The 22181-nt window shown below is 34.6% G+C and carries 18 protein-coding genes and 3 pseudogenes; 7 read left to right on the forward strand and 14 right to left on the reverse strand.

Annotated elements, in window-relative coordinates:
• Positions 1-3 precede the first annotated feature (3 nt).
• The 8 genes and pseudogenes from AC1Q7L_RS05135 to dinB form a co-directional block, all read right to left on the reverse strand.
• Complete coding sequence (locus AC1Q7L_RS05135) at positions 4-2829, reverse strand: TonB-dependent receptor (protein ID WP_492306675.1); 2826 nt, start codon at positions 2827-2829, stop codon at positions 4-6.
• A 337-nt stretch (positions 2830-3166) separates the two neighbouring features.
• A complete protein-coding gene (locus AC1Q7L_RS05140) occupies positions 3167-3742 on the reverse strand; it encodes a helix-turn-helix domain-containing protein (RefSeq protein WP_492306676.1) in 576 nt (191 codons plus the stop codon).
• Between the two features lie 112 nt (positions 3743-3854).
• Positions 3855-4163: pseudogene (locus AC1Q7L_RS05145) on the reverse strand (recombinase family protein); the annotation flags it as partial.
• A 214-nt stretch (positions 4164-4377) separates the two neighbouring features.
• Positions 4378-4623 carry a hypothetical protein gene (locus AC1Q7L_RS05150; protein ID WP_492306677.1) on the reverse strand — a complete coding sequence of 82 codons (246 nt, stop codon included), beginning with the start codon at positions 4621-4623 and terminating at the stop codon, positions 4378-4380.
• A 49-nt stretch (positions 4624-4672) separates the two neighbouring features.
• Positions 4673-5536 carry a lamin tail domain-containing protein gene (locus AC1Q7L_RS05155; protein ID WP_492306678.1) on the reverse strand — a complete coding sequence of 288 codons (864 nt, stop codon included), beginning with the start codon at positions 5534-5536 and terminating at the stop codon, positions 4673-4675.
• A gap of 521 nt (positions 5537-6057) precedes the next feature.
• A complete protein-coding gene (locus AC1Q7L_RS05160) occupies positions 6058-6666 on the reverse strand; it encodes an alpha-ketoglutarate-dependent dioxygenase AlkB family protein (protein ID WP_492306679.1) in 609 nt (202 codons plus the stop codon).
• Between the two features lie 27 nt (positions 6667-6693).
• On the reverse strand, positions 6694-9747 hold the full coding sequence (locus tag AC1Q7L_RS05165) for a DNA polymerase III subunit alpha (protein ID WP_492306680.1): 3054 nt from the start codon (positions 9745-9747) through the stop codon (positions 6694-6696).
• A gap of 18 nt (positions 9748-9765) precedes the next feature.
• A complete protein-coding gene (gene dinB / locus AC1Q7L_RS05170; protein WP_492306681.1) occupies positions 9766-10914 on the reverse strand; it encodes a DNA polymerase IV in 1149 nt (382 codons plus the stop codon).
• Between the two features lie 61 nt (positions 10915-10975).
• Here dinB and AC1Q7L_RS05175 point away from each other — a divergent pair, with 61 nt between their 5' ends.
• The 4 genes from AC1Q7L_RS05175 to AC1Q7L_RS05190 all read left to right on the forward strand — a co-directional run bounded on the left by AC1Q7L_RS05175 (position 10976) and on the right by AC1Q7L_RS05190 (position 12915).
• Positions 10976-11752, forward strand: coding sequence for an XRE family transcriptional regulator (locus AC1Q7L_RS05175; protein ID WP_492306682.1), 777 nt, complete (start codon positions 10976-10978; stop codon positions 11750-11752).
• A gap of 93 nt (positions 11753-11845) precedes the next feature.
• On the forward strand, positions 11846-12010 hold the full coding sequence (locus AC1Q7L_RS05180; protein WP_492306683.1) for a hypothetical protein: 165 nt from the start codon (positions 11846-11848) through the stop codon (positions 12008-12010).
• Positions 12011-12047: 37 nt separating this feature from the next.
• A complete protein-coding gene (locus AC1Q7L_RS05185; protein ID WP_492306684.1) occupies positions 12048-12419 on the forward strand; it encodes a conjugal transfer protein TraO in 372 nt (123 codons plus the stop codon).
• A 46-nt stretch (positions 12420-12465) separates the two neighbouring features.
• Complete coding sequence (locus tag AC1Q7L_RS05190; RefSeq protein WP_492306685.1) at positions 12466-12915, forward strand: DUF3872 domain-containing protein; 450 nt, start codon at positions 12466-12468, stop codon at positions 12913-12915.
• Positions 12916-13258: 343 nt separating this feature from the next.
• Here the strand turns inward: AC1Q7L_RS05190 and AC1Q7L_RS05195 are convergent.
• Positions 13259-13635: pseudogene (locus tag AC1Q7L_RS05195) on the reverse strand (DUF932 domain-containing protein); the annotation flags it as partial.
• 40 nt (positions 13636-13675) lie between these two features.
• Positions 13676-14084, reverse strand: a pseudogene (locus AC1Q7L_RS05200) (single-stranded DNA-binding protein).
• Between the two features lie 481 nt (positions 14085-14565).
• Here AC1Q7L_RS05200 and AC1Q7L_RS05205 point away from each other — a divergent pair.
• Together AC1Q7L_RS05205 and AC1Q7L_RS05210 are read left to right on the forward strand one after the other, a co-directional pair.
• Positions 14566-15846 (forward strand): NAD(P)/FAD-dependent oxidoreductase, encoded by a 1281-nt coding sequence (locus AC1Q7L_RS05205; protein ID WP_492306686.1) that lies wholly within the window; start codon positions 14566-14568, stop codon positions 15844-15846.
• A 179-nt stretch (positions 15847-16025) separates the two neighbouring features.
• Positions 16026-16871 carry a transporter gene (locus tag AC1Q7L_RS05210; RefSeq protein ID WP_492306687.1) on the forward strand — a complete coding sequence of 282 codons (846 nt, stop codon included), beginning with the start codon at positions 16026-16028 and terminating at the stop codon, positions 16869-16871.
• Positions 16872-17434: 563 nt separating this feature from the next.
• Here AC1Q7L_RS05210 and AC1Q7L_RS05215 read toward each other — a convergent pair.
• The 4 genes from AC1Q7L_RS05215 to AC1Q7L_RS05230 form a co-directional block, all read right to left on the reverse strand.
• Positions 17435-17698: a DUF2383 domain-containing protein gene (locus tag AC1Q7L_RS05215; RefSeq protein WP_492306688.1), complete on the reverse strand. Its 264-nt coding sequence runs from the start codon at positions 17696-17698 to the stop codon at positions 17435-17437.
• Between the two features lie 429 nt (positions 17699-18127).
• Entirely contained in the window at positions 18128-18793 is a 666-nt protein-coding gene (locus AC1Q7L_RS05220; RefSeq protein WP_492306689.1) for a DUF6766 family protein, read from the reverse strand.
• A 36-nt stretch (positions 18794-18829) separates the two neighbouring features.
• Positions 18830-19582 (reverse strand): SDR family oxidoreductase, encoded by a 753-nt coding sequence (locus AC1Q7L_RS05225; protein ID WP_492306690.1) that lies wholly within the window; start codon positions 19580-19582, stop codon positions 18830-18832.
• A gap of 31 nt (positions 19583-19613) precedes the next feature.
• The gene (locus tag AC1Q7L_RS05230; protein ID WP_492306691.1) at positions 19614-20780 is read right to left on the reverse strand and encodes a zinc-dependent alcohol dehydrogenase; all 1167 of its coding nucleotides are present in this window, start codon (positions 20778-20780) and stop codon (positions 19614-19616) included.
• Positions 20781-21754: 974 nt separating this feature from the next.
• Here AC1Q7L_RS05230 and AC1Q7L_RS05235 point away from each other — a divergent pair.
• Positions 21755-22135 (forward strand): hypothetical protein, encoded by a 381-nt coding sequence (locus AC1Q7L_RS05235; protein WP_492306692.1) that lies wholly within the window; start codon positions 21755-21757, stop codon positions 22133-22135.
• The last annotated feature ends 46 nt before the right edge of the window (positions 22136-22181 follow it).

The following is a 22181-nucleotide window of genomic DNA, read 5'->3' on the forward strand; positions in this document are numbered from 1 at the left end:
GTTTTAGAAATTAAGTTTTACTCCGATATTTCCTCTTACACCATAATATTCTACCTGTTCAGGTCTTTGCTCGTCTTTTCCGAAATGATAGATTAACGGTTTGTTCAGAATGTTGTTGACATCGGCAAAAACAGTGATATGCTTATTGATTTGATAAGAAGTTCCGAAGTCAAGATTGCTGTATTTTCCGTAGTAAGAATCATAAAGATCTTCTTCAGCATATTCTACTGCAAATTTTCCCTTGTGGTTGTAAGCCAGTCTGGCATTGAATCCTTTTTTCTCGAAGAACAACTGGATATTATACAGTTCTTTCGCCTGATAAGGAAGTTTCACCATTCTTCCGCTTGGTTTTTCCATTTCAGATGTCATGAAGGTAGCATTCAGCTGAGTTCCGAAATACTGAAGAAATCCTGGCAAGAAGTCAAACCTTCTGTTGATTCCCAATTCGATTCCGCCTAACCATGCTGCCTTACCGTTGTTGGGAGCACTGAACTGTACACCATTGATTCCATTATAATTTCGAATGAAAGAATCTTGGAAAATTGGGTCAGTAATTGATTTATAGAAAACGCCACCGCTTAAAATCCCAACATTGGAGAAGTAATATTCACCCATTAAATCAAGGTTGATAGAGTAAGTCGGGTTCAGGTTCGGATTTCCACCTTTAAACTCGTTGTCTGCTTCAATGTAAGTTCCTCCTGGAGTAAGATCGCCGAAATTAGGTCTTGAAAAAGTACGGGTTGCAGCAAAACGTAAATTGGTCTTATCGTTGATCATATACTTTAAATGCAACATCGGTAATACGGCAAGGTAATTTTTGACATTTTCTACCGGCGTCAGAACATCGTCAACCACATTAAATCCTTTTACTTTGGTATGGGTATTTGATAACCTGATACCACCTAAAATGGTAATCTGATCATTGATTTTATACGTTCCCATTCCGTAGGCATCGGCATGTTTTTCAAAAACATCGAAATTTCTTCCTAATGCTTTGTTGTATTCCAGTGCCTCAGAATCGGTTTTGTTGATGGTTAAATTTCCCTGATTCTGAAACCAGAACTGATCCATCCCGCCTGTAGAAAGTACCGGACCGAAAGTGTTTCCGATATTCGTATTCATCTCGTTCAGGTAATTAGCAGCTCCTGGTTGAGTGGTGATATCCTGACTGAAATCTGACAGCAAAGGAGCTGTTCCGTTTGACCAGTTATAGAAAATATCAGAAAAGCGGGCGTTTCGTTCTTTATCGCGGTATTTTAATCCGTATTTTAAATTTAATTTGTCTGAAACATTGATTTCATGGTTGAAACCTGCTACAATTTTATCTTTCTCCTGAACGTACACTTTATAAAATTCCAGATCAGTGAATCTCATTTGAGAAGCATCCATTTTAAAATCTGGGTTGCTGTAAAAACCAAATAATGCATCAGGATCTTTGTAGTCCAATTTTCCACCATCTGCTTTCCAGTAAGCTCTCGGCCCATTTCCTTTATCTGAAATATAATTTGGATTAATTCCGACACCGTTTTGTGTGTATTTAATAACATAGTAAGAGTTATTCTGCTTATCCGGAATATTACCGTATTTAAAAAGATTGTTGTAGTACGAAAGATCCCAGTCAATTTTGCTTTTATTAAACTGATGATTTCCACCCAAAGAAACTGAAGTCAGTTCTGTAATCAGTAAATTGTGAATGTTCTGAAGCTCAACTCTCGCCGTGTTGTTAGCAGCACTGAATTTATCAAATCTTACTCTGTGTTTGTAATGCGTTTCATCATCAGAAAGTGTTCCATACATTCCTTTCAGATACAAGGTACTTTTCGGAGACAACACATATTCTAAAGCAGCATTTGCTCCTGTAGTTTTTCTTACCCCATTATAATCACGAAGCTCCATTCTGAAAACTCCTTCGTCGCCGCTTCTTCTTGCTTCGAAATTATCCGTTGACCAGTTTCTGATGAAGTGTGAAAAATTAACAAGATATCCGAACTTTTTGTCTTTCGTTCTTCCTCCATAGAGCAATCCAAGGTTGTAAACGCCTTTGTCTGATTTTGCATTGTAACCTGTTCCCAATGTTCCTCTGAATTCCGTTTTCATTGGTGGAGTTTTGGTGATGAAATTTACACCGCCGCCTATTCCGTCTGCTTCCATATCAGGAGTAAAAGATTTGTTGACGTGAACATAAGAAATCAATTCTGTTGGGAAAAAGTCAAATGCTGTCGCTCTGGAAGTGGTCTCTTCTTCAGCCGTTGGAAGTCTGTTTCCATTGATTGTTGTAGAAGCCCAAAATGGTGGAAGTCCTCTCAGAGAAACAAATCTTCCTTCGCCCTGATCACGCTCGATGGAAACACCCTGAACTCTCTGTACAGTTTCCGCGGCATTTCTGTCCGGTAGTTTTCCGATACCGTCTGAGGCAATGACGTTTGAAATATTGATTGCGTTTTTCTGCATATTTAATGCACGCGCTTCACTATTTTTCAAAGATCCGGTGACTACAACTTCATCAATATTTTTCTGTTTCTGAAACATCGAAATAATTCCCAAATCAAGTGACTGATCTGACATCAAATCAACTATCATATTTTGAGGTTCATAACCGATGTATATAAATTGTAAATCGTAGTGACCAGGTTTGAGATCATTGACAGAGAATTTTCCATCAACATCTGTGATTACAATTTTTGAGCTTCCATTGATTTTCACTGCTGCTCCCGGAAGTGGCTGATTGTTATCTGAAACCGTTCCGGTGACGATTTGTTTTTGAGCCGACACAAATATGGTACAGCAGGCAAAAAGAGGAAAAATAGATTTTTTTATAATTGCTCCCATTGTTTACATATATTAAATTTCTATTGCAAAACAACTTAATAATTTTAATATATGTAAAATTTTGATATTAATTTATATTTAATAAATAATAGATAATTATTAACTCAATCTTACGGATCTACGACACTTAGTGCATTGAAATCTTGCTACTAAAATGTTTTAAAACATTGTTTAAAAGGGAGTTATTTATATAAATGAAAAATGAATTGCTTGTGAGCAATTCATTCTGTTTGATCTCCTAATGTGGAATTTATGTTAACATTCTTAAATATGTAGAAAACCAAATTTTACTATTTGTAAACTTTTACATTCAAAATGATAAAAAATATGTGATTTTTTAGTCTTTGTCTGAGTAGAAATAAAGCACGAGCATCATACAATCTTCATCGGAAATACTGACCGGAACGTGTGGTAATTTTCCATTGAAATAAAGCGAGTCACCTTCCTGAAGCTCAATTTCTTCATTATCAATGATGTATTTTACTTTACCTTTTAAAATATATTTAAATTCCCAGGCATCCGTAATTACTTTATCTCTTTTAGAATTGGGTTCCAAGGTCAATAAAACTGCTTCAAAGCCTAATGAATGAAGACTTTTGCTGAAAATATGCATGTATTTAAAACCTTCAGCTTCCACTTCTTTTTCTATAACCTGTTGATTTTCTTTAGGTACAAAAATGAATTTAGCATTAGATTTTTTCTCAACGCCTTCAAAAAAATAACTGGCATCAATATCCAAAGACTGTATCAGTTCAAGTAAAACAGGCAGTGATGGAATTGTCCTTCCATTCTCGATTCTTGAAACCAAACCATTACTCACATGAGCTTTTGATGCAAGATCGTTGATGGTAAGATTGTTTTTCTTTCGAATATCTTTCAGTCTTTTTCCAATACCTATTAGAAAGTCACTCATAATATTTACTGTTTCAGGCTTTTTTATTTATATTGACTGTAAAAATAACAAATAAATAAAATCTGAGTGTAAAAAATGTTACAAATAGTAAACATTTTTTAAATTAAATATTTTAAAAGTAATTATTTTTAATTCCCATTTTTTTTATTTCTTCATCTGTATGATGATCAAGAATTTTAGCATACCTATAGAATGTTGCCCTAGTCAATCCAAAAGGCTCATAAATATCTTCCGGACGCTTAGTGACATCCTTATATATATTAAGTAGAAGTAACAGTTTGGAAATTGTTTCTTTAGTATACCCCTTCGGTCTTCCTCCTAACCTTCCCCTTGCTCTAGCAGATTGTAGGCCAGCATTGGTTCTCTCCCGGATCAACTCACGCTCATATTCAGACAATGAAGCCATTAAATTTAAGAAAAGTCGACCATTATTAGAATTCTATATTTACCCATTATCAATTTTTACTACATTTCCTCTTTCTAGTTCATAAGACCTATTCACAGGCTTACCATTTTTTGAAAAAGGTGTTGTTATTGTTCTATTAAATACTTGGAAAGTTCTGAGGAGTCCATTTGTTTTTACAGTTTTTCTTTCAATTATTTGATTTGTATGCTTTATGCACCCTTTCCCAACATCAATTAATTTTATTTTCCGCCTCTTTTATTGCAATATCATGATGTACAGTTTTTTCATCATTCATATAGTCTTTGTGCCCAGATAGATAAGCATCTTGCTCATCTACTTCACGTCCAAAAATACTAAATTTACTATATGAAACTGTCTCTTTTCCAAAACTATTTACGTCATCTATATTCATATAAACAAACTCTCCTTCTTTATTTCTATTTGCTATAGGAGCACCAATATCACTCTCAGACAAAAGAAACAGCTGTCTGTGACAGCTGTTTTTATATTATTGTATTAAATAATTAATCTTTCAAAATCTTTTTGGAAACCAATTTATTATTGATGGTTCCTGTAACAATATAAGGTCCTTTCTGTAATTCTGCAATATTAAGCCTATTGTTATTATCGCTTGAATTGAGCTTTACAAGGTTTCCTGAAAGAGTATAAATTTTCACATCCTTCACATCAACATCAAAAATAATTTCATCATTATTTACAAACGTATTCTTAATGAAATTGTTACTGTTGTGACTACTGGATAAATCACTCACTGCCAAAGTTCCAGAGGACGATTGAGGATTTGGCAGCGTTGCGGTAAAATCTACAAAATTACTATTTGTGTCGCCAGCCGTTCTACTAATTGAGTTTAAAATTGTAGGCGATGGGGCTGCTGCAGATCCTTCATACTGATTGGCAAGCCCATATCCAACAAAGTCTAAAACATTTGTTGCCGTCGGTCCTGTAACCTGTGTTGAATTACTTGCTAAAGCAACTTTACCCGAGGTAAGCGCAAGACCGACACCGACACCAATATTGACAGAACCATCAAATCCTAACACAACATTAACAATAAGATTGGGATTAATCAAATTGATAATGCCTCCTAGACCATCACCACCTTGTTGAATTAAATAAGTCTGTCCAGAACCGAGACTGATTGGCGGAATATTATAATATTGTGTAAAACCACCGGTAGCAGAACCGTATTGTAGTGTTGCGCCGTTAAGAGAGGCGGTCGTACTTCCAATATTTTTTAATTCTATAAAATCATTTGTAATCGCTGCACCTAAAATACCACCACCAGTGTAGATTTCATTAATAACAATCTGTGCATTAGAAAATGCTGCTATCGAAACAAATCCGATAAGGGTAAAAAATTTTTTCATAATGTAATATTTTATTGGTTATTATAATTTATACAAAATTAATACCATATCGATAACTATATACCACATTAATTGAAATATATTTACAAAATATAAAGTATTTATAATTATACAATATTTTATTTATGATTTCGATCATATAATCATATATTTTAATACTTAGTAGGATTACAATATACCTTAACGATATTTTTAGAATTATAGTGGAAATATTGAATAAAAATACCTTTCGGCATTCCTGACACATCTTATGTAAATTTCATATAATATCCTATGTTTAAAAAGATACCACAAAAATCACGATTTAATGATTTAAACATTGGTATGGCATACAATTTGAAATTAAAATTTCACCATCACATAAATATATTTCATTCTGAAAAGTTTAAAATTTACCTCCCATTGCCCCGGGAGGTATTTTTTTTAAGTCATTTAGAAAAGCTTTAAAAAATAAATGAATTTTGATTGGAGCTATAATGAAAAGAATTTAACATCCATATAATAAAAAATGAAAAAAATATCTAACTCTCCATCAACAACCTAAATGTCAAATTAATCCGCTCTTTCATAGGTACCGTAGACTTCGCAATCCTATGTTCCCAATTTTCCTGCAACCCCCCTTTCATGATGAGTAGCGAGCCGTGAGGAAGCGGAAGACTATATTTACTTTGATGATGGTCTTTTTTCCTGAAATCAAAATTTCTGGTCTGCCCTAAACTGATTGATGCAATAACCGGACGTTTTCCATATCGGCTTTCTTTATCTCTATGCCAGGCTACTGAATCATTCTGATTTCTGTAAAGATTCAGCAGGACTCCATTAAACTTGCAGCCAAATTCTTTTTCGATTTTTTCTTTTAAGGATAAAAGTTCAGGCGTCCATGGGTTTGTTGACTTGTTTTCTTTTTCAGATTCATTGTATTTTAAATCGCCATACCACGCTGTTAGCCGGGGAGTAAGCACAACTTTATCATACATTTTCTGAGTTCGCTGTTCCCATGGAGCGGTATTCAATAAACAATTTCTAAGTAGATCCGCTTCTTCCTTGCTTAGAAAACGCTCTCTGTATTCCAAAAGTTCTTTTGGAAACTCATAAAATTCTTCTGCATCAATTAAACTCAACTGGTTCATTATTTTTATTATAAAATTTACAAATTGTTACTGTAACTTATGTCGTGGCAATCCTATCTCATGAGCTTGTGGATAGGGTTTTCTATGGGTCATGCTTACATCTTCCTTAATCTGCCGGTGGATATCATACTGTTTTTCTTTATCATAAGCATAACGGGGATCTGGAATCATGGGCATCTTCGCCATCTTATGAATGGTAATGGTTGGAAAATGATAATCTACTTCTACTGTTCCCAAGAGCAAATAACATCCTCCTCCCTGAAAATCATATTGTTTCAGACTATCCGGAAAATGGGCGGTGTCAAAATATTCTCCCTTCGCATCAATCCAGGTTCCAAAGTACATGGTCCCTTTTTTAGTCGGAACATGTTTTCTTGAAATCAGGTAAGCCAGCATCTTCACTTGTCTTTTATGAAATATCAATACATCTTTTACAAAAACCGAGCCTCTGTATTGGGTCTGCAGCAGATCAAACGGGCTGCATGAAACTGGAAATCCTATCAACTCAATTTCATCAAAAGCATCTTCAAAAGGTTCTCTTTTCAATTGAGGCAGTTTAAATTCCTGAACGGGTTCTTCAATGAGCATGAGCCCTCTGTTTTCGGGTTTAAAGTTGACCAGTAAGATTCTTGCTTCCACGAGGAGTTCATTTTTAGGCTTTCCCGTCAACCGAAATGCCCCGATAAAAATTAGAATCTGAACTGTTTCAATACCGATAGGAACACGTCTGATAAAGTCTTCCAATGATTTATACGCACCATTTCTCTCCCGCTCCTGAACAATGCCGTGGGCAATTCTTGTTTCGAGTCCTTCCAACAGCATGAGCCCCAGATAAATATCCTTGCCTTGGAGTGTCGTCTGATATTCGCTGGTATTAACACAAGGCGTCTGGATATTTCCACCAGACATTTTTGCTTCATGAATATAGACCTCCGTGCGATAAAAGCCTCCCTGGTTATTAATAACCGAAACCATAAATTCCAACGGATAATATACCTTTAAGTACAGACTCTGATAGCTTTCTACTGCGTATGATGCAGAATGCGCTTTGCAGAAAGAATATCCCGCGAAGGATTCAATCTGCCTGTAAGCTTCGGCTGTCATTACCTCTGAATGTCCTTTTTCTTTACAGGATGCAAAGAAATTGGCTTTTACTTCTCTGAGCTTTTCAATCGAACGTCCTTTTCCACTCATGGCCCTGCGGAGAATATCCCCATCTGCCAAGGACAGTCCCCCAAAATATTGGGCAATTTTGATTACATCTTCCTGATACACCATAATCCCGTAAGTTTCTTTTAGATTCTCTTCGAATACCGAATGAAAATATTCAAACTGATTAGGATGGTTATGCCTGAAAATATATTCCCGCATCATTCCGCTCTGTGCCACACCAGGTCTAATAATGGAGGAAGCAGCAACAAGAGTTCTGTAATTATCACATTTCAGTCTTCTTAAAAGCCCACGCATAGCTGGGGATTCTATATAGAAACAACCAATGGTTTTTCCTATCGCCAGATATTCATTGGCTTTCTCCTCATCTTTGGACAAGGAAGTGTCTCTGATATCCACCGTAATTCCTCTTGTTTTTTTGATAAGCTCTACCGTATCATTAATGGTTCCTAATCCTCTCTGAGAAAGAATATCAAATTTCTCGAGTCCGATGTCTTCGGCGACATTCATATCAAACTGAACAATCGGAAACCCTTTGGGTGGCATTTCGAGTGCCGTATAATGGGTAATCGGTTCTTCAGAAATCAGGATTCCACAGGAATGCATGCTTCGCTGGTTAGGAAACTTTTCCAATAGTTTCCCATATTGATGAACGGATTGTACAACAGCATTCTGATCATGCTCTACAATAGGTTTCTTGGCCAGATCATCCAATTCCTCCTTAGGCAAGCCAAATACCTTCCCCACTTCTCTGAAAATGGATTTGTATTTAAATTCTACATTGGTTCCACAAAAAGCCACATGTTCTTTCCCATACCGGTCGAAAATATACTTCAGTATTGTGTCTCTGTTCTGCCAGCTCCAGTCAATATCAAAATCAGGCGGAGACTTTCGGTTAAGATTTAAAAAACGTTCAAAATACAGGTCCAGTTCCAACGGGCAGATATCGGTTATACCTAAACAGTAACTGACTATGGAATTGGCACCACTTCCCCGACCGACGTGCATAAACCCCATACTATTGCTGTAACAGATAATATCCCAAGTTATTAAAAAGTAAGAACAGAAATTAAGTTCATCGATAACTTTCAATTCTTTTTCCACTCTTTTTTTAGCTACTTCATGCTGATGTCCATACCGTTTTTCCAGCCCTGAATAAGCCAGCCTTCGGAGCAGCTTAACATCATCGGCTTTTGATTTTGTATAGCACTGCTTGTTCCTGACTTTTTTAAAATCAAATTCAAAACTGCATTGCGCTAATATATCTTTTGCTCTTTGAACAATCTCCGGATATCTTTCAAATGTTTCTACTATCTCCTGCTCACTTATCAAATACTCTGATATTCTGCAAACGTCTTTTTTGGTTAATTTGGATAATAAAGTATTGTTATCAATTGCCCTGAGAATTTTGTGGAGTTCGTATTCCTCGTTGGTCATAAAAGTGACAGGATGCAGAACGAGCATTTTAGGAATCAGTTTCTGATATTCCGGTCTGATTAAAAAATTAAGTTCGTCTATTCTGACACCTACAAACTCATTTTCCTTCAACTTAGCAGGAATATTACTCATCGGATAGACGATAAATACATTCTTAAATTCCGGCGCTGTATCCTGAAGTTCTTTTCCTTCACAGTTATGATTTGTAATAATGGAATTAGCCTCACCTATTCCTGAAAATTCTTTAGCTACAATAATATACAGCAGTTTACCCTCCTTTCGGAATTCAATTCCTGCTATAGGTTTAATACCAAAATCTTCACATTCTTTCTTGAAATCATAAATACCCGTAACGGTATTGATATCCGTTAAGACCAATTCTTTAATCCCTAGCTCATAAGCCTGCTTTACCAATTCTTTTATGGATAAGGTTCCATAACGAAGGCTGTGAAAAGAATGACAATTCAAAAACATGGTTGAAAATTTAAAGTTCTATTTTTCAAAATCAAAGCCTGAGGCCCTACCGACTGCATCAATACCGAAACGGTTCTTGATATAATCCATGGTCTGATACAGACTCATCTGCTCCTCAGTATCTTCAAACAGATTCATCTGATGGTTCCCATGAACAAGTCCTGTAAAACGTAATCCCACCAAACGAAGTCTCATTCTTCTGGTGTATACTTTATTAAACAGTTCTAAGGCTACTCTAGACAAGCTATTATCCGCAGAAGTATAGGAAACCTTGCACTGTTTGGTTTCCGTATCGAAATTCGCATAGCGGATCTTTACGACCACTGTCGACGTCAGCCATTTTTCTTTTCGTAACTGATAGGATAATTGTTCAGCCATCCCTGATATCAATCTTTTCAACTCCAAAATATCCATTGTATCATTGGTAAAAGTTCTTTCCGTTGAAATGGATTTTCTTTCAGAATAAGGAACTACAGGATTTTCATCAATCCCGTTGGCTTTTTTCCAAAGTTCCTTTCCATTCAATCCAATCATCTGTTGCAAGACCAAGACGGGCATTTCGGACAACGTATGAATAGTACGGATTCCTATTCTTGACAGGAGCTGAAAAGTTTTATCCCCCACCATCGGAATCTTTTTAATAGATAATGGATTTAAAAAAGGCTGTATTTCCAATTCTTTAATTTCCAATCTTCCTATGGGTTTCGATTCGCCCGTTCCAATTTTTGAAACTGTTTTATTAGTTGACAAAGCAAAACTTATTGGAAGCCCTGTTTCTTTAGTTACTGCTGAAGCGATTTCTTTCGTCCACTGATAACAACCGAAAAATTGATCCATTCCGGAAAGATCGAGATAAAACTCATCGATGCTTGCCTTTTCCATTACCGGAACTTTTCCCTGAATCACTTCTGTTACCAAATGAGATAAATTAGAATACAGTTCATGGTCGCCCCGAATCACTTTTGCATCCGGACATAGTCGGAGTGCCATTCGAATCGGCATGGCAGAACGTACCCCAAACATTCTTGCTTCATAGGAACATGATGCCACCACTCCACGGTCACCTCCCCCTATGATGAGTGGGATTCCGTCAAGTTGAGAGTTATTACGCCTCTCACAGGATACAAAGAAGGTATCCAGATCCATATGTACAATCGCTCGGTTCACATTACAAAACTAGATACTATTTGTATCATTTTTCGTATATTTGCAGATACAATTTGTATCAATGTCAATTTTTTCAGAAAACATCAGGTTTTTAAGGACTCAGAAAAATTTATCACAGCAGGAGCTTGCTGATAAAATTTTAATGAGCAGGGTTCGGTATTCAAAATATGAGGATGGACGTTCGGAAGCTCCCTATGAGTTGCTCATTAGAATGTCAAAATATTTTAATTTGAGTATTGACCTGCTTCTTACTGTGGATATCAGGAAATACCCGCTGGAAGATATATTAAAACTTCCAGATAATAGGATCGTTTTGCCTGTGGTGGTAGATCAATTAGGCAACAACAGCATTGAAATTGTTCCGCAGAAAGCCTCTATGGGGTATTTATCCGGTTACAGCGATCCAGAATATATTGAAAACTTACAGAGAATCTCATTACCTTTTTTAACTAACGGTAAATACAGAGCTTTTCCTGCCCAAGGTGACTCTATGCCTCCTTTCAAAGACGGTTCTTACATCATTGGAAAGTATATAGAAAATATTGAGGATCTGAAACCCAGTAAAAGTTATGTCTTTGTCACCTTAAATGACGGTATTTCTTATAAAAGATTCACTTCTTTCAATAAAAAATCAATAACAGTAGCCGCAGATAATTCCTTCTACAAACCTTATGATATTCCTTTAGGAGAAGTTGTTGAAATCTGGCAATATGCTTCAGGAATATTTCCTGAAGATTTTGAACCCGACAGGCTTGAAAATTATGATCTAAAAGAAATGTTCCTTGAAATCAGAAAAGATATTCAGGGACTCGATGAAAAGATTTCAAAGACCAATTAAAAAACAACGTATAATCATTTATTATAATCTATGATCATCTCTTATTAAGATTTTCAAAACTTACCTGGCCGTCTGGCACAATATGATTTTGTGATGGCTCACGGACGCTTAATCAGTGAAAGGATTACTCCTCAATCAAAATATGTTCTGTACGAAGTTTCGAGTTTTTCGGTGGAACTTATTTATAACATCCCTCATGATAAAATTATCGGAATGAATATTTTTGATAATAAATCTTCCTATCTGAATGGATATTAGATTCTCCACTAATCCATAAAAAATCCTGTTTTAAGGGTTGGTTATTTTCTCCAAGAAAGGAAACTACACCCTCTACAGTTTAGAATACAGCAAAAACTTAGTACAATATACATCAGTAAAGATTCCAATTGAAAATTACACTGCCGAGATCGGTTACAGCTTCAACATATGGGCAGACCGAACAAAAAGTGTTATGATCAATACATCCATATCAGCAATCGGAGGATATGAATATATCAATAAAGGAGACGAACTGCTGTACGACGGTGCAAAATTGCTCAATGGTTCCTCTCTTATTTATGGAGTGGGCACAAAGTTTACTATTGAAACTTATGTTTCAGACCACATTACCATCATTGCTTCAGGTAGAGCAAAGCTTCTTATGAAAACTGCAGAAGATCAACTATAATTATCTATAGGGGCCGGAATTCGTATCAATCTCTAAAAAAATTATTATGAAAAAATTAATCAATTTCAGTAAATGTATTTTTTATGCTTTGGCAACCCTTCTTTTAATCGAATTATGTTTTTCATCATGCTCAGGAGATGAGCTAGAAATAATACAGAATTTCCCTTTTGAAATACAGGCTATGCCGGTTCCAAAGTATATTGCTAGCGGTGAGACCATAGAGATAAGGTGTCGTATTTCAGCGAGTGGAAGCTACAGCGGAACTCAATATTTGATCCGATACTTTCAGTCGGAAGGAAAAGGCAGTTTACGAATCTTTAACGATCCACCGTTGATACCAAATGATTTATATCCATTACAAGAAAAAGAGTTCAGATTGTATTACACCTCAGAATCAGCAGTTCCTCAGAGTTTTGATATTTGGATTGCTGATAATATGGGGAACGAACAAAAGCGCAGTTTTCAATTTAATCCTCAAAATGCAGAAACACCATAAACAGTTTCAAAATAAAAAATTGTACTTAATTTGGCTATTTCATCGGAAATAGCCTTTTATATTTTCTCGAATAATAGGTGTGAATCGCTCACATAAAAAACCTCAACATTTTTGATGAATACAAAACATGTGTTGTTCCTATTAAAGTTGTCGCATTAATTAAAGGTTGCAAAAAAGATAATTCCGACAACCAGTCGGTTTTTTTTAAGAAACATTCAATCATCAGCAAAAAGGAAATTTTGATGAATTGTCAACAATTTTTAAAAATACTGTTGAGGATGCTTTCGCCTATACGATGATAATCAGGTAGTTTTGCCATGATAAAAATTCTTTCCCCAGCTCATGCAGTCTCATATAGAATACCTTTTCCACTCCCTACCATAGAATCAAAAAAGAAAAGGCCTCCCGGTTTTGTACAATTTGGTAATCTTTTCCAACTACATCTAAAACCGTATTGTTATTTGTTCTAATAATGGCGAAGTAGTTGGGAACTTCCAGTTCTCAGTCAGTCATTTTGATTCCGTTGCTATTTTCAATAATTTCTAAACCCTTTATAAACAATAGAGACCTTTCTACCTCATAGTCAAGCCGGCAAATTTGATAGCATGTTCACTTGTTGGATATTCTTTTACAATCTCTCCCAAGTTGTGCCATGCTTTTTCCTTTGCGCTGAAATGATTATTTGCCTGTTTTGTTGTCGAAATTTAAAGTATGCACCATGATATTAGTACTAAAAATGTTAAAATTGTTTTTGATTGATTTAAAATGGGAAATCATCATCCTTATCACTTTCACTAGATTTGTATTTTCCAATCTCTTTTTTAGCTGTTTTGTTGGAAACAGTAGAATTACTTTCTGTTCTTTTACCACTGCCGTGAACTTTGATTTGTGAGGTATGGAAATTTAAATCCGCATGTGATTCTCCATCTTTTCCGATCCATGCAGAGGTTTAGGTTCTTCCGCTTAATTCCACCAAAGTACATTTGGTTAAAAAATCTGCGACTTTTGGGAAATCCAATAGGCGCATTCAAAGTAGGCAGTTTGTTCAATTCGTTCGCCTTGTTTATTGCAATAACTGTCGTTAGTAGCAATTGAAAAATTGACTATTTTTTTTCATTGGTCAAGATTCGCACTTCCGCATTTCTTGTCAGTCTTCCGATAATGTTCATAATCATTAAGTTTAAGATTGTATATTTTGAATTGTTTTCAATCCTCTTACCCGTCCATTCTCTGAAAGCCCCCTTAGCTTTGCTGAATATTTTTCAAAAGAAAAACCGGAAAAAAGAAAGCAGATAATATTAGCGGACAAGGGGGAAAACAAAAGGAAACGGAATAATTGGAGGGGTACCTTTAGGGAGGAAACCGTTTATGCCGTAGTCTTTTGGCTGGCAGAAGAATGGGCTGGCCACTATACCTTAGCTGTCTTTTTACCGGTTGATATTGAAATAATACAAACACATTTGAACATCATATTTATACAAACTAAATATTTAAGATTTAATAGATATCTTTTTTTAAGCGTCAAATAAATGTGCGAAAAAAAAAATTGCTTTTAAGTATTTTAGAATAAGTACCACAAAACTACTTTTTTGTCAAATTGGTCTTATTATTGGATTTCCTTTGTTACACCTATCAAAAAAATGTCCTGTTATGAAAAAACATATTATTGTCATAGGGGGAGGCTTTGCCGGTATTAATTTCATCAAAACCATTGCTCGATCCAATAAGTTTAACATTACATTGGTTGACCGAAATAATTACCATTTCTTTCCTCCCTTAATTTATCAGGTGGCTACTGCATTTATTGAGCCATCACATATAAGTTATCCTTTCAGAAAGTTATTCTCAGATTATAATAATGTTCATTATCATATGGGCAGTTTTCTTAGAATTGATACAGAACTTCAGATAGTTGAGACTGATAACGGTAAAATAACTTATGATCATGTGATTTTTGCATTGGGTACAGAAACTAATTTTTTTGGTTTGGATAATGTACAACAGTTTGCGCTTCCTATGAAAACGATTCATGAAGCCTTATATATTAAAAATCATTTACTGTTGAATCTTGAAAAGGCTTCCAGAAATGAAGACGAAAAAAAAGCAGAACGATTACAGAATATCGTAATTGCGGGCGGTGGTCCTACCGGAGTTGAACTGGCAGGGATGATCGCAGAAATGGGTGCTTTTATTGCAGAGAAAGAATATCCTGAAATTGAACTGAACCTCTCCCATCTTTATCTTATCGACGCACTACCCTCTTTGCTGGCTCCAATGAGTGATGTTGCAAAAAAAACAGCCTATGAAAATCTAAAGAGACTTGGCGTTAATATTCTTCTGAATGTTTCGGTAAAAGATTATCTTGAGGGAAATGTACTATTATCAGACGGCAGAAAAATAAAAACAGAAACATTGATTTGGACTTCCGGTGTAATAGGCCGTGAAGTTACAGGGATTCCCGGAAACTGTATTGGGAAAGGAAGAAGATTATTAGTGGATGAATATAATAGGGTTTTAGGTTTTGAAAACATCTGGGCATTGGGTGATATCTGTCTGCAGGTAACAGACAAAAAATATCCTAAAGGGCATCCTCAAGTTGCTCAAGTTGCCATTCAACAAGCAAAACTAGCAGCTAAAAATTTTAGAAGATTATATGATCACAATTCTTTACAGCCTTTTATTTATAAAGATAAAGGCAGCATGGCGATTATTTCAAAATACAAAGCCGTTGTTGATCTGCCTCAATTTTCTTATACCGGATTTTTTGCATGGCTTACGTGGCTTTTTATCCATATTATTCCTCTAACAGGATTTAGAAACAGAATAAGGCTGGCTATAGAATGGTTCAGATTATTTATCACCAATAATCCTTCCATACGCATGATTTTGCAGCCCGGAAAAAATGATCAAAAAGATAAAATTAACTTTTAAAAGGTATATACCAAAGATTGGACATCAGCTTACTCCTTCAAAATACACCAAATGGAGTCCGCAAACAGCGCCTAAGGAAGATTCCAAAAATATGGCCGCTGGGTGTCAGCACCTTCTGATATAACCATGAAGGATTAATGATTTAAAACCCTTTTCGAAAAATATTAAAATTAAAAACCATGAATATCTGTCAAAGTTTTTTTAAACTGATTGTTGCTCTTATATTCCTGCCCTTTATTTGCAGTGGACAACAAGAAACCAATCAAAAATACTCTCTTTTTAATCCTGTTCCGCGCGCTCTTATGAGAGAAATGGAAACTGACCGCCCTGATGTGACTGAATCTCCTTATACGGTAGATGCAGGACATTTCCAGTATGAAACGGACTTAGTAAGACTAATCAAGGAAAGATCTGATGTACAGGAGATAAGTACAGTACTCATCAATCAGGCCAATCTTAAAATTGGAATTACGGGTAGTACAGCGATACAAATTGGTTTTCAATCCTATGGCTGGCAAAAGGAAATAGAGATTGGGTCAGGTGATATAGAAAAGAGTAACGGCATCGGTGATGTAACGTTGAGAATTAAACAGAACCTAATAGGAAATAACAGCGGAAACTTTGCAATGGCTATATTACCCTATGTCAAATTTCCTTCTTCGAAATATGATAAGGAAAGTCGCTTTGAAGGTGGTTTGATTGTACCGATGTCTTACAAATTGCCTAATGAATGGAAATTGGGAGTTCAAGTGGAAGTTGATAGGCTGAAAGATCTGGATCAACCGGCAATGCATACTGAGTTTTTACAGACGCTAACTATCAGTCATCCATTATCTAAAGGGATTGACGGGATAGCAGAAACGTATTACACTTACGATTTTAAGGCCCATCAATTCTCTAATTATATCAATGCAGCTATTCAAATAGAAGTGGCAAGTGATTTTAAATTGGATGCCGGGATTAATTATGGGATACAAGATACCGCAGCAAAACATTATTTCATTGGTGCATCTTATCGTCATTGAAGTGAATAACAGTAAAATTTGTTTAAGGCTTGGAGTAACTGATAGAATGATTTAGCTTTTAATTGGAATAAAATATTAAAAAATCTATTAAAATTGAAATTTTATTAACAAGTTAACGAGTCAAACATTTTTAAAAACTTTAGTATAAATATTTTAAAACAAATTAATGACAAATAGCATCATTATTTACTATTTAAAGATTTTGGTAAACAAATTGCATAATAATAGCTATAAACAATTAAAATTAACAACTATGAATATTTCCTACTACGATTTTCAAAATCTACCTGATAAACAAACTCAATGTGATATAGTATTTAATCAGGGACGCATAATGAACGAAAGGATTATTAACAATTTAAAATATTCACTGTATGAGGTTTCTAGCTTTTCAGTTGAAATTGTTTATAATACAATAAATAATAAAATTGCCGGACTGACCATTTTTCAAAACAGATCCGCATACTCCAATTAGAGAAACTTTTACATTAGTTGTTTCTATATAACCTGTCAATAAAAAAAGAGAGTTTTAAACTCTCTTTTTTTATATCTTGAATAGGATATTAATTTCTATCTTCTAAATTTTCAAATTTATTATAAGAAGATTTTAAATGATGCAGTTGATCTGATACTACTCTCGAACTCTCGATGCATAGATCTCCGCTATCCAATGCATCTTGATAAGCTTTAATAGCTGCATTTTCTCCGAACACAACATTTTCTAATGTTGATTCATCTTTATCTACGGCAAAAGAATTTTTAACGTCGATCCAGGCTCTGTGCAAAGATCCCGCAGTACTTGTAGTATTATCAGCCTCCTCTTTCATTAATTAATTTAATTAAATCGTTTTTTATTACCTGAGACTGTGATACCATTTGGTCGTAATCATTTCTCAAAGTGGAATGCGTATCCCAAACTTTATCTTCAACCTTTGAAAATCCCTCAATCCTTGTCGTTTGTAATGTTCAGTAAATCATTAAGTATTGATACTGTTTTTTCGTTGCTCATACTATTTATTTTTAATGGTGTACAAAGTACTTCACAATATACGTGCCCATTATAAGGCATTAAGGATTATTTGTGAAAAATTATAATTAATTATGCTTTAAATAAGAATATATTCAAGCATTATAAATTTTTTAGTTTTTTATATTCATTATCACATCTTCATATTTGTTTCTTTATTTGTTGATGTTTGTTTTAGTAATAATTTTAGTATCATAAATATGAGCGTAATGTAAACGTAGACATTATTTTAATCTAAATTGTCATCATGAGGAGCGTCTACAGGTTTAGATTGTGGAGACCCTTTTTCCCGGAACCAAATCGAAAGAATGACTAAAGAAGCCACTGCTAAAAATTCGCTCTGCCAGTTCTGGAAAGATTCAAACCAAAACTGTGAATCCACAATATATTGTTTCCAGCTAAAGACTGATAGATTTTTCTCAATCTGTTCTTCATTGTAATTATTAAGACTTCCGATAAAATGGAAAATAAAACTCAATAAAAATAAAATACCTAGCGAAATTGAAAGTGAATGTTTATAAAAAGATAAAATAAAACCACCCTTTTTCACTGCCCAAGGTGCTTTTTTATGAGCAACAGGTTCTTTGTCAACATCCTCTTTTTCAGTTAACGATTTAGATTCAGCAGACCCTTTTTGCCGTAAAATAACCGTAAGTAACACATACATCCCCATTTGTAAGAACTCACTTTCCCAATTCTCAAATGTAGCCTGCATAAAATGTGGGCTTAAGAAATATCTGTATAATGTCAATGGTGGGATTTTGAGCTCTGCCAGTTCACTATTTTTAACATGCCATCCTGTAATAAGCTGGCAAAACAGAAATATCAGGAATAAGCTGACCACTACGATGCTTAGTCCATTTTTATATAAAAAACTATTCTTAGAAATCGCCATTATTCATTTATTAATGTGTGAATTTTAATCTTTGTTTTAACCATTTACAATCAATCCTCCGTTAGGATGCAGCACCTGACCAGTCATTTGTACTGATGCGTCTGTTGCCAGAAACAGAAAACTGGATGCAATCTCCTCAGTAGTAGCATTTCGTTCCAATGGAGGTTTATTTTGATTTTCCTCTTCTTCATTAAACGTTTTTTCAGTCAGCGGTGTTGCTACAGGGCCAGGAGCTACAGCGTTAACACGAATACCTTTAGGTTTTGCCTGTAAAGCCAGAGACCGAGTAAATGACACGATAGCACCTTTGGTAGCAGAATAATCCAACAATTCCGAATGCCCTTGATAAGCAACAGCAGATGTTGTATTAATAATACTTGCTCCTTCTTTTAAATGACGAAACGCCGCTTTTGTTAATAAAATCAATCCTATAATATTTGAATTAAAAATCTCTCTAATATTATCTTCTTTAAGATCTTCAATACTTTCAGCAGGAAATTGGGTACCTGCATTATTAATCAAAATATCTAATTTTCCAAACTCTGAAATAAAATTTTCAATTGTTTGAACGCAGAATGTAGAATTATTGATATCTCCTGAAAAAATCATACACCTTCTCCCCAAATCTTTAATTTCATTTTTTGTCATTTCAGCATTTTCATGATCTGTATGATAAATAATGCCAATATCAGCACCTTCTTTCGCGAAAAGCAAAGCTGTTGCCTTACCGATACCACTATCGGCACCGGTAATTAAAACAGTTTTATTTTTTAGCTCTAAATCTTTCATATCATTGTTTATTTATACTATTTAAATACAATTATTTCCAAGGATCCAAGACCACTTTCACACAGCCATCCTCTTTTTTATGAAAGATTTCATACCCTTTTGCTACCTCATCTAAAGACAGTCTGTGAGTAATAATATCATCTAGCTTTACCTGTCCGGTTTCTACATATTTTAAAAGTTTATCTATAATAGCATGTACCGGTGACTGACCTGCCTTTAACGTGATCCCTTTATCAAAAATCTGTCCCAGTTTAAAATTATCATAATGCACAGGATAAACACCAAGCACAGAAACAATACCGCCTCGTCTTACGCCGCTTAGACACGCTTCTAGAACTTTAATTGATCCCTTTTCAAAATTGATCAATGCTTTGGCTTTATCCAAGAAACTTCTTTCAGGTTCAAAACCTACAGCATCAATACAAAGGTCAGCTCCTCTTCCATCCGTCAAGTCTCTGATTTCTTCAACAGTCTGCTCGGCATCCTTCCATAAAATCGTTTCGCATCCTGTAAGTTTTCTAATTTGGTCTAATCTGTATTGTACTGTATCGATAACAATTACTTTTTTAGCATTGTAAAGAATTGCACTTTTTACGGCCATGGATCCTACAGGCCCGGCACCGAATATAGCGACGGTCTCTCCCCCCTTCAAGTCTCCCCACATAACGCCTGTATATCCTGTAGGAAAAATATCTGTAAGAAATAATACCTGTGCATCTGTAAGATTTTCAGGGACTTTTCTAGGTCCAAAATTCGCAAACGGAACCCTTACATATTGCGCCTGTCCGCCGTTATACCCTCCATAAAGATCGGTGTATCCGAACATTCCGCCGCCTTTTTCTGTCAGGATTCCACCTTCTGGTCCGTAATGTTCAGGATTACTGTTTTCACATGCTCCGGGAAGATGATGCTCACAAAAATAGCATCCTCCACAAGCAATCGGGAATGGTACAACTACCCTATCCCCTTTTTTAAGATGAGTAATATTTTTTCCGACATCTTCAATAATACCCATAAATTCATGACCCATTACCATCGGTTTTAACTGTGGCATACCGCCTGAGTACATGTGAAGATCACTTCCGCAAATAGCGGTTGATGTAACTTTCAGAATGATATCATTTTGATCTTCAATTGTAGGATCTTCAATAGTGTCACAGGTAATTTTACCCGGTGCGTGAAAAACTGCTGCTTTCATAATTTTAATATTTTAGATTATTGGTGATTATTTATATTTTTTACATCTAATTAGGATCATTACTCTATTTTCTCAATTGCCAAAGTCTGTAATTGGTGACAGTTTTAACCTAAAGCTGATCTACATTTTTATCAGGTGCTGTTTTAGATGATTCATAATACAATATAACTGAGTGATAAGCATAGTGCATAATTCCGATTTATATTACATTACAAAAAGCAAACCATAAATATTATTTAATACATTTAATTTCAATTAATTTATTGAATAAAAATCAATATAAACTCAACAACTAAACTAACATAATAAAAATAATATCAATTGATTATAAATAAAACAACACCATCTAGCAACATAAATTAGTATGCTACCAAATGGTGTTGTAAATCATATAAATATGGATACGCCTTCACTCTAATTTGAAAACGAACTATAAAATATGTACGAGAATTTATTTTTTACTACTTCCTACAGAATCTGTATGATGAGAGCAACTATCTAGAGACTTTCACAGTATCACTACGTAGTAGGCATTTCTGAAGATACTGTATCAGTTATTATTGTATCTGGAGCGTTTTTCTCGATTACTTTTTTATTCTTAGTACAGCTCAACACTAATAACCTAATCCTAGAATTGTTAAAAAGCCATTTTTCATATATATTATTAATGGTATACTCAAAAATAAGATAAAAGAAAACCCACTGTATATGACCCGAATCATATATAAATCAAGGATATAATATTGGTTTTGGCATAATTAATAAAAAAAATTATTACTACAAATAATCCTTGCTTGTAATTAATATCGGAAATTATAAAATTAAGCTAAACATATTTAAATTCAATAAATTAGTAAGCTGTATAGACTAAATACGATTTATTTTTTTTTATTTTTTTCAAAATGATTAAAAATAACTACTCATGATGGCATAACTTCTGATAATAATAAATACATCTAAAAATCATAAAATATATGTCGATTAAAATCAAAGTAGCATTTTGCAAGAAATGTAAAGGCTACAGTAGTGCCACACCAATAGAAAAAAAACACAATCATCACCCTGAAATTATTGATCATTATTTCTACCATGGAGAACCTTATTTTACTTTAGATCATGATACATTTGAGAATCACATTCAATATGAAAATATAGAAGTCAAATTAATAAGTTTTCCCGAGCATGTTAAAGCAGATCATCTATACTGTAGCTGTTTAAAAAAGGCAGTCATTTTACAAGAATTTGAAGTAATCGAAAAACTCGAAACTGATATTTATTTTAAAGATCTTTATAAATTTTATAATATTCAGTCAAATAATGCTACTTCAGTATATATAGGTCAAAGATATCTTTGACCTATATATACTACGGTTTGATAAATTAGCAGGCTATTATTATTTT

This window comes from Chryseobacterium sp. GW823-FHT05E08 (assembly GCF_058795655.1).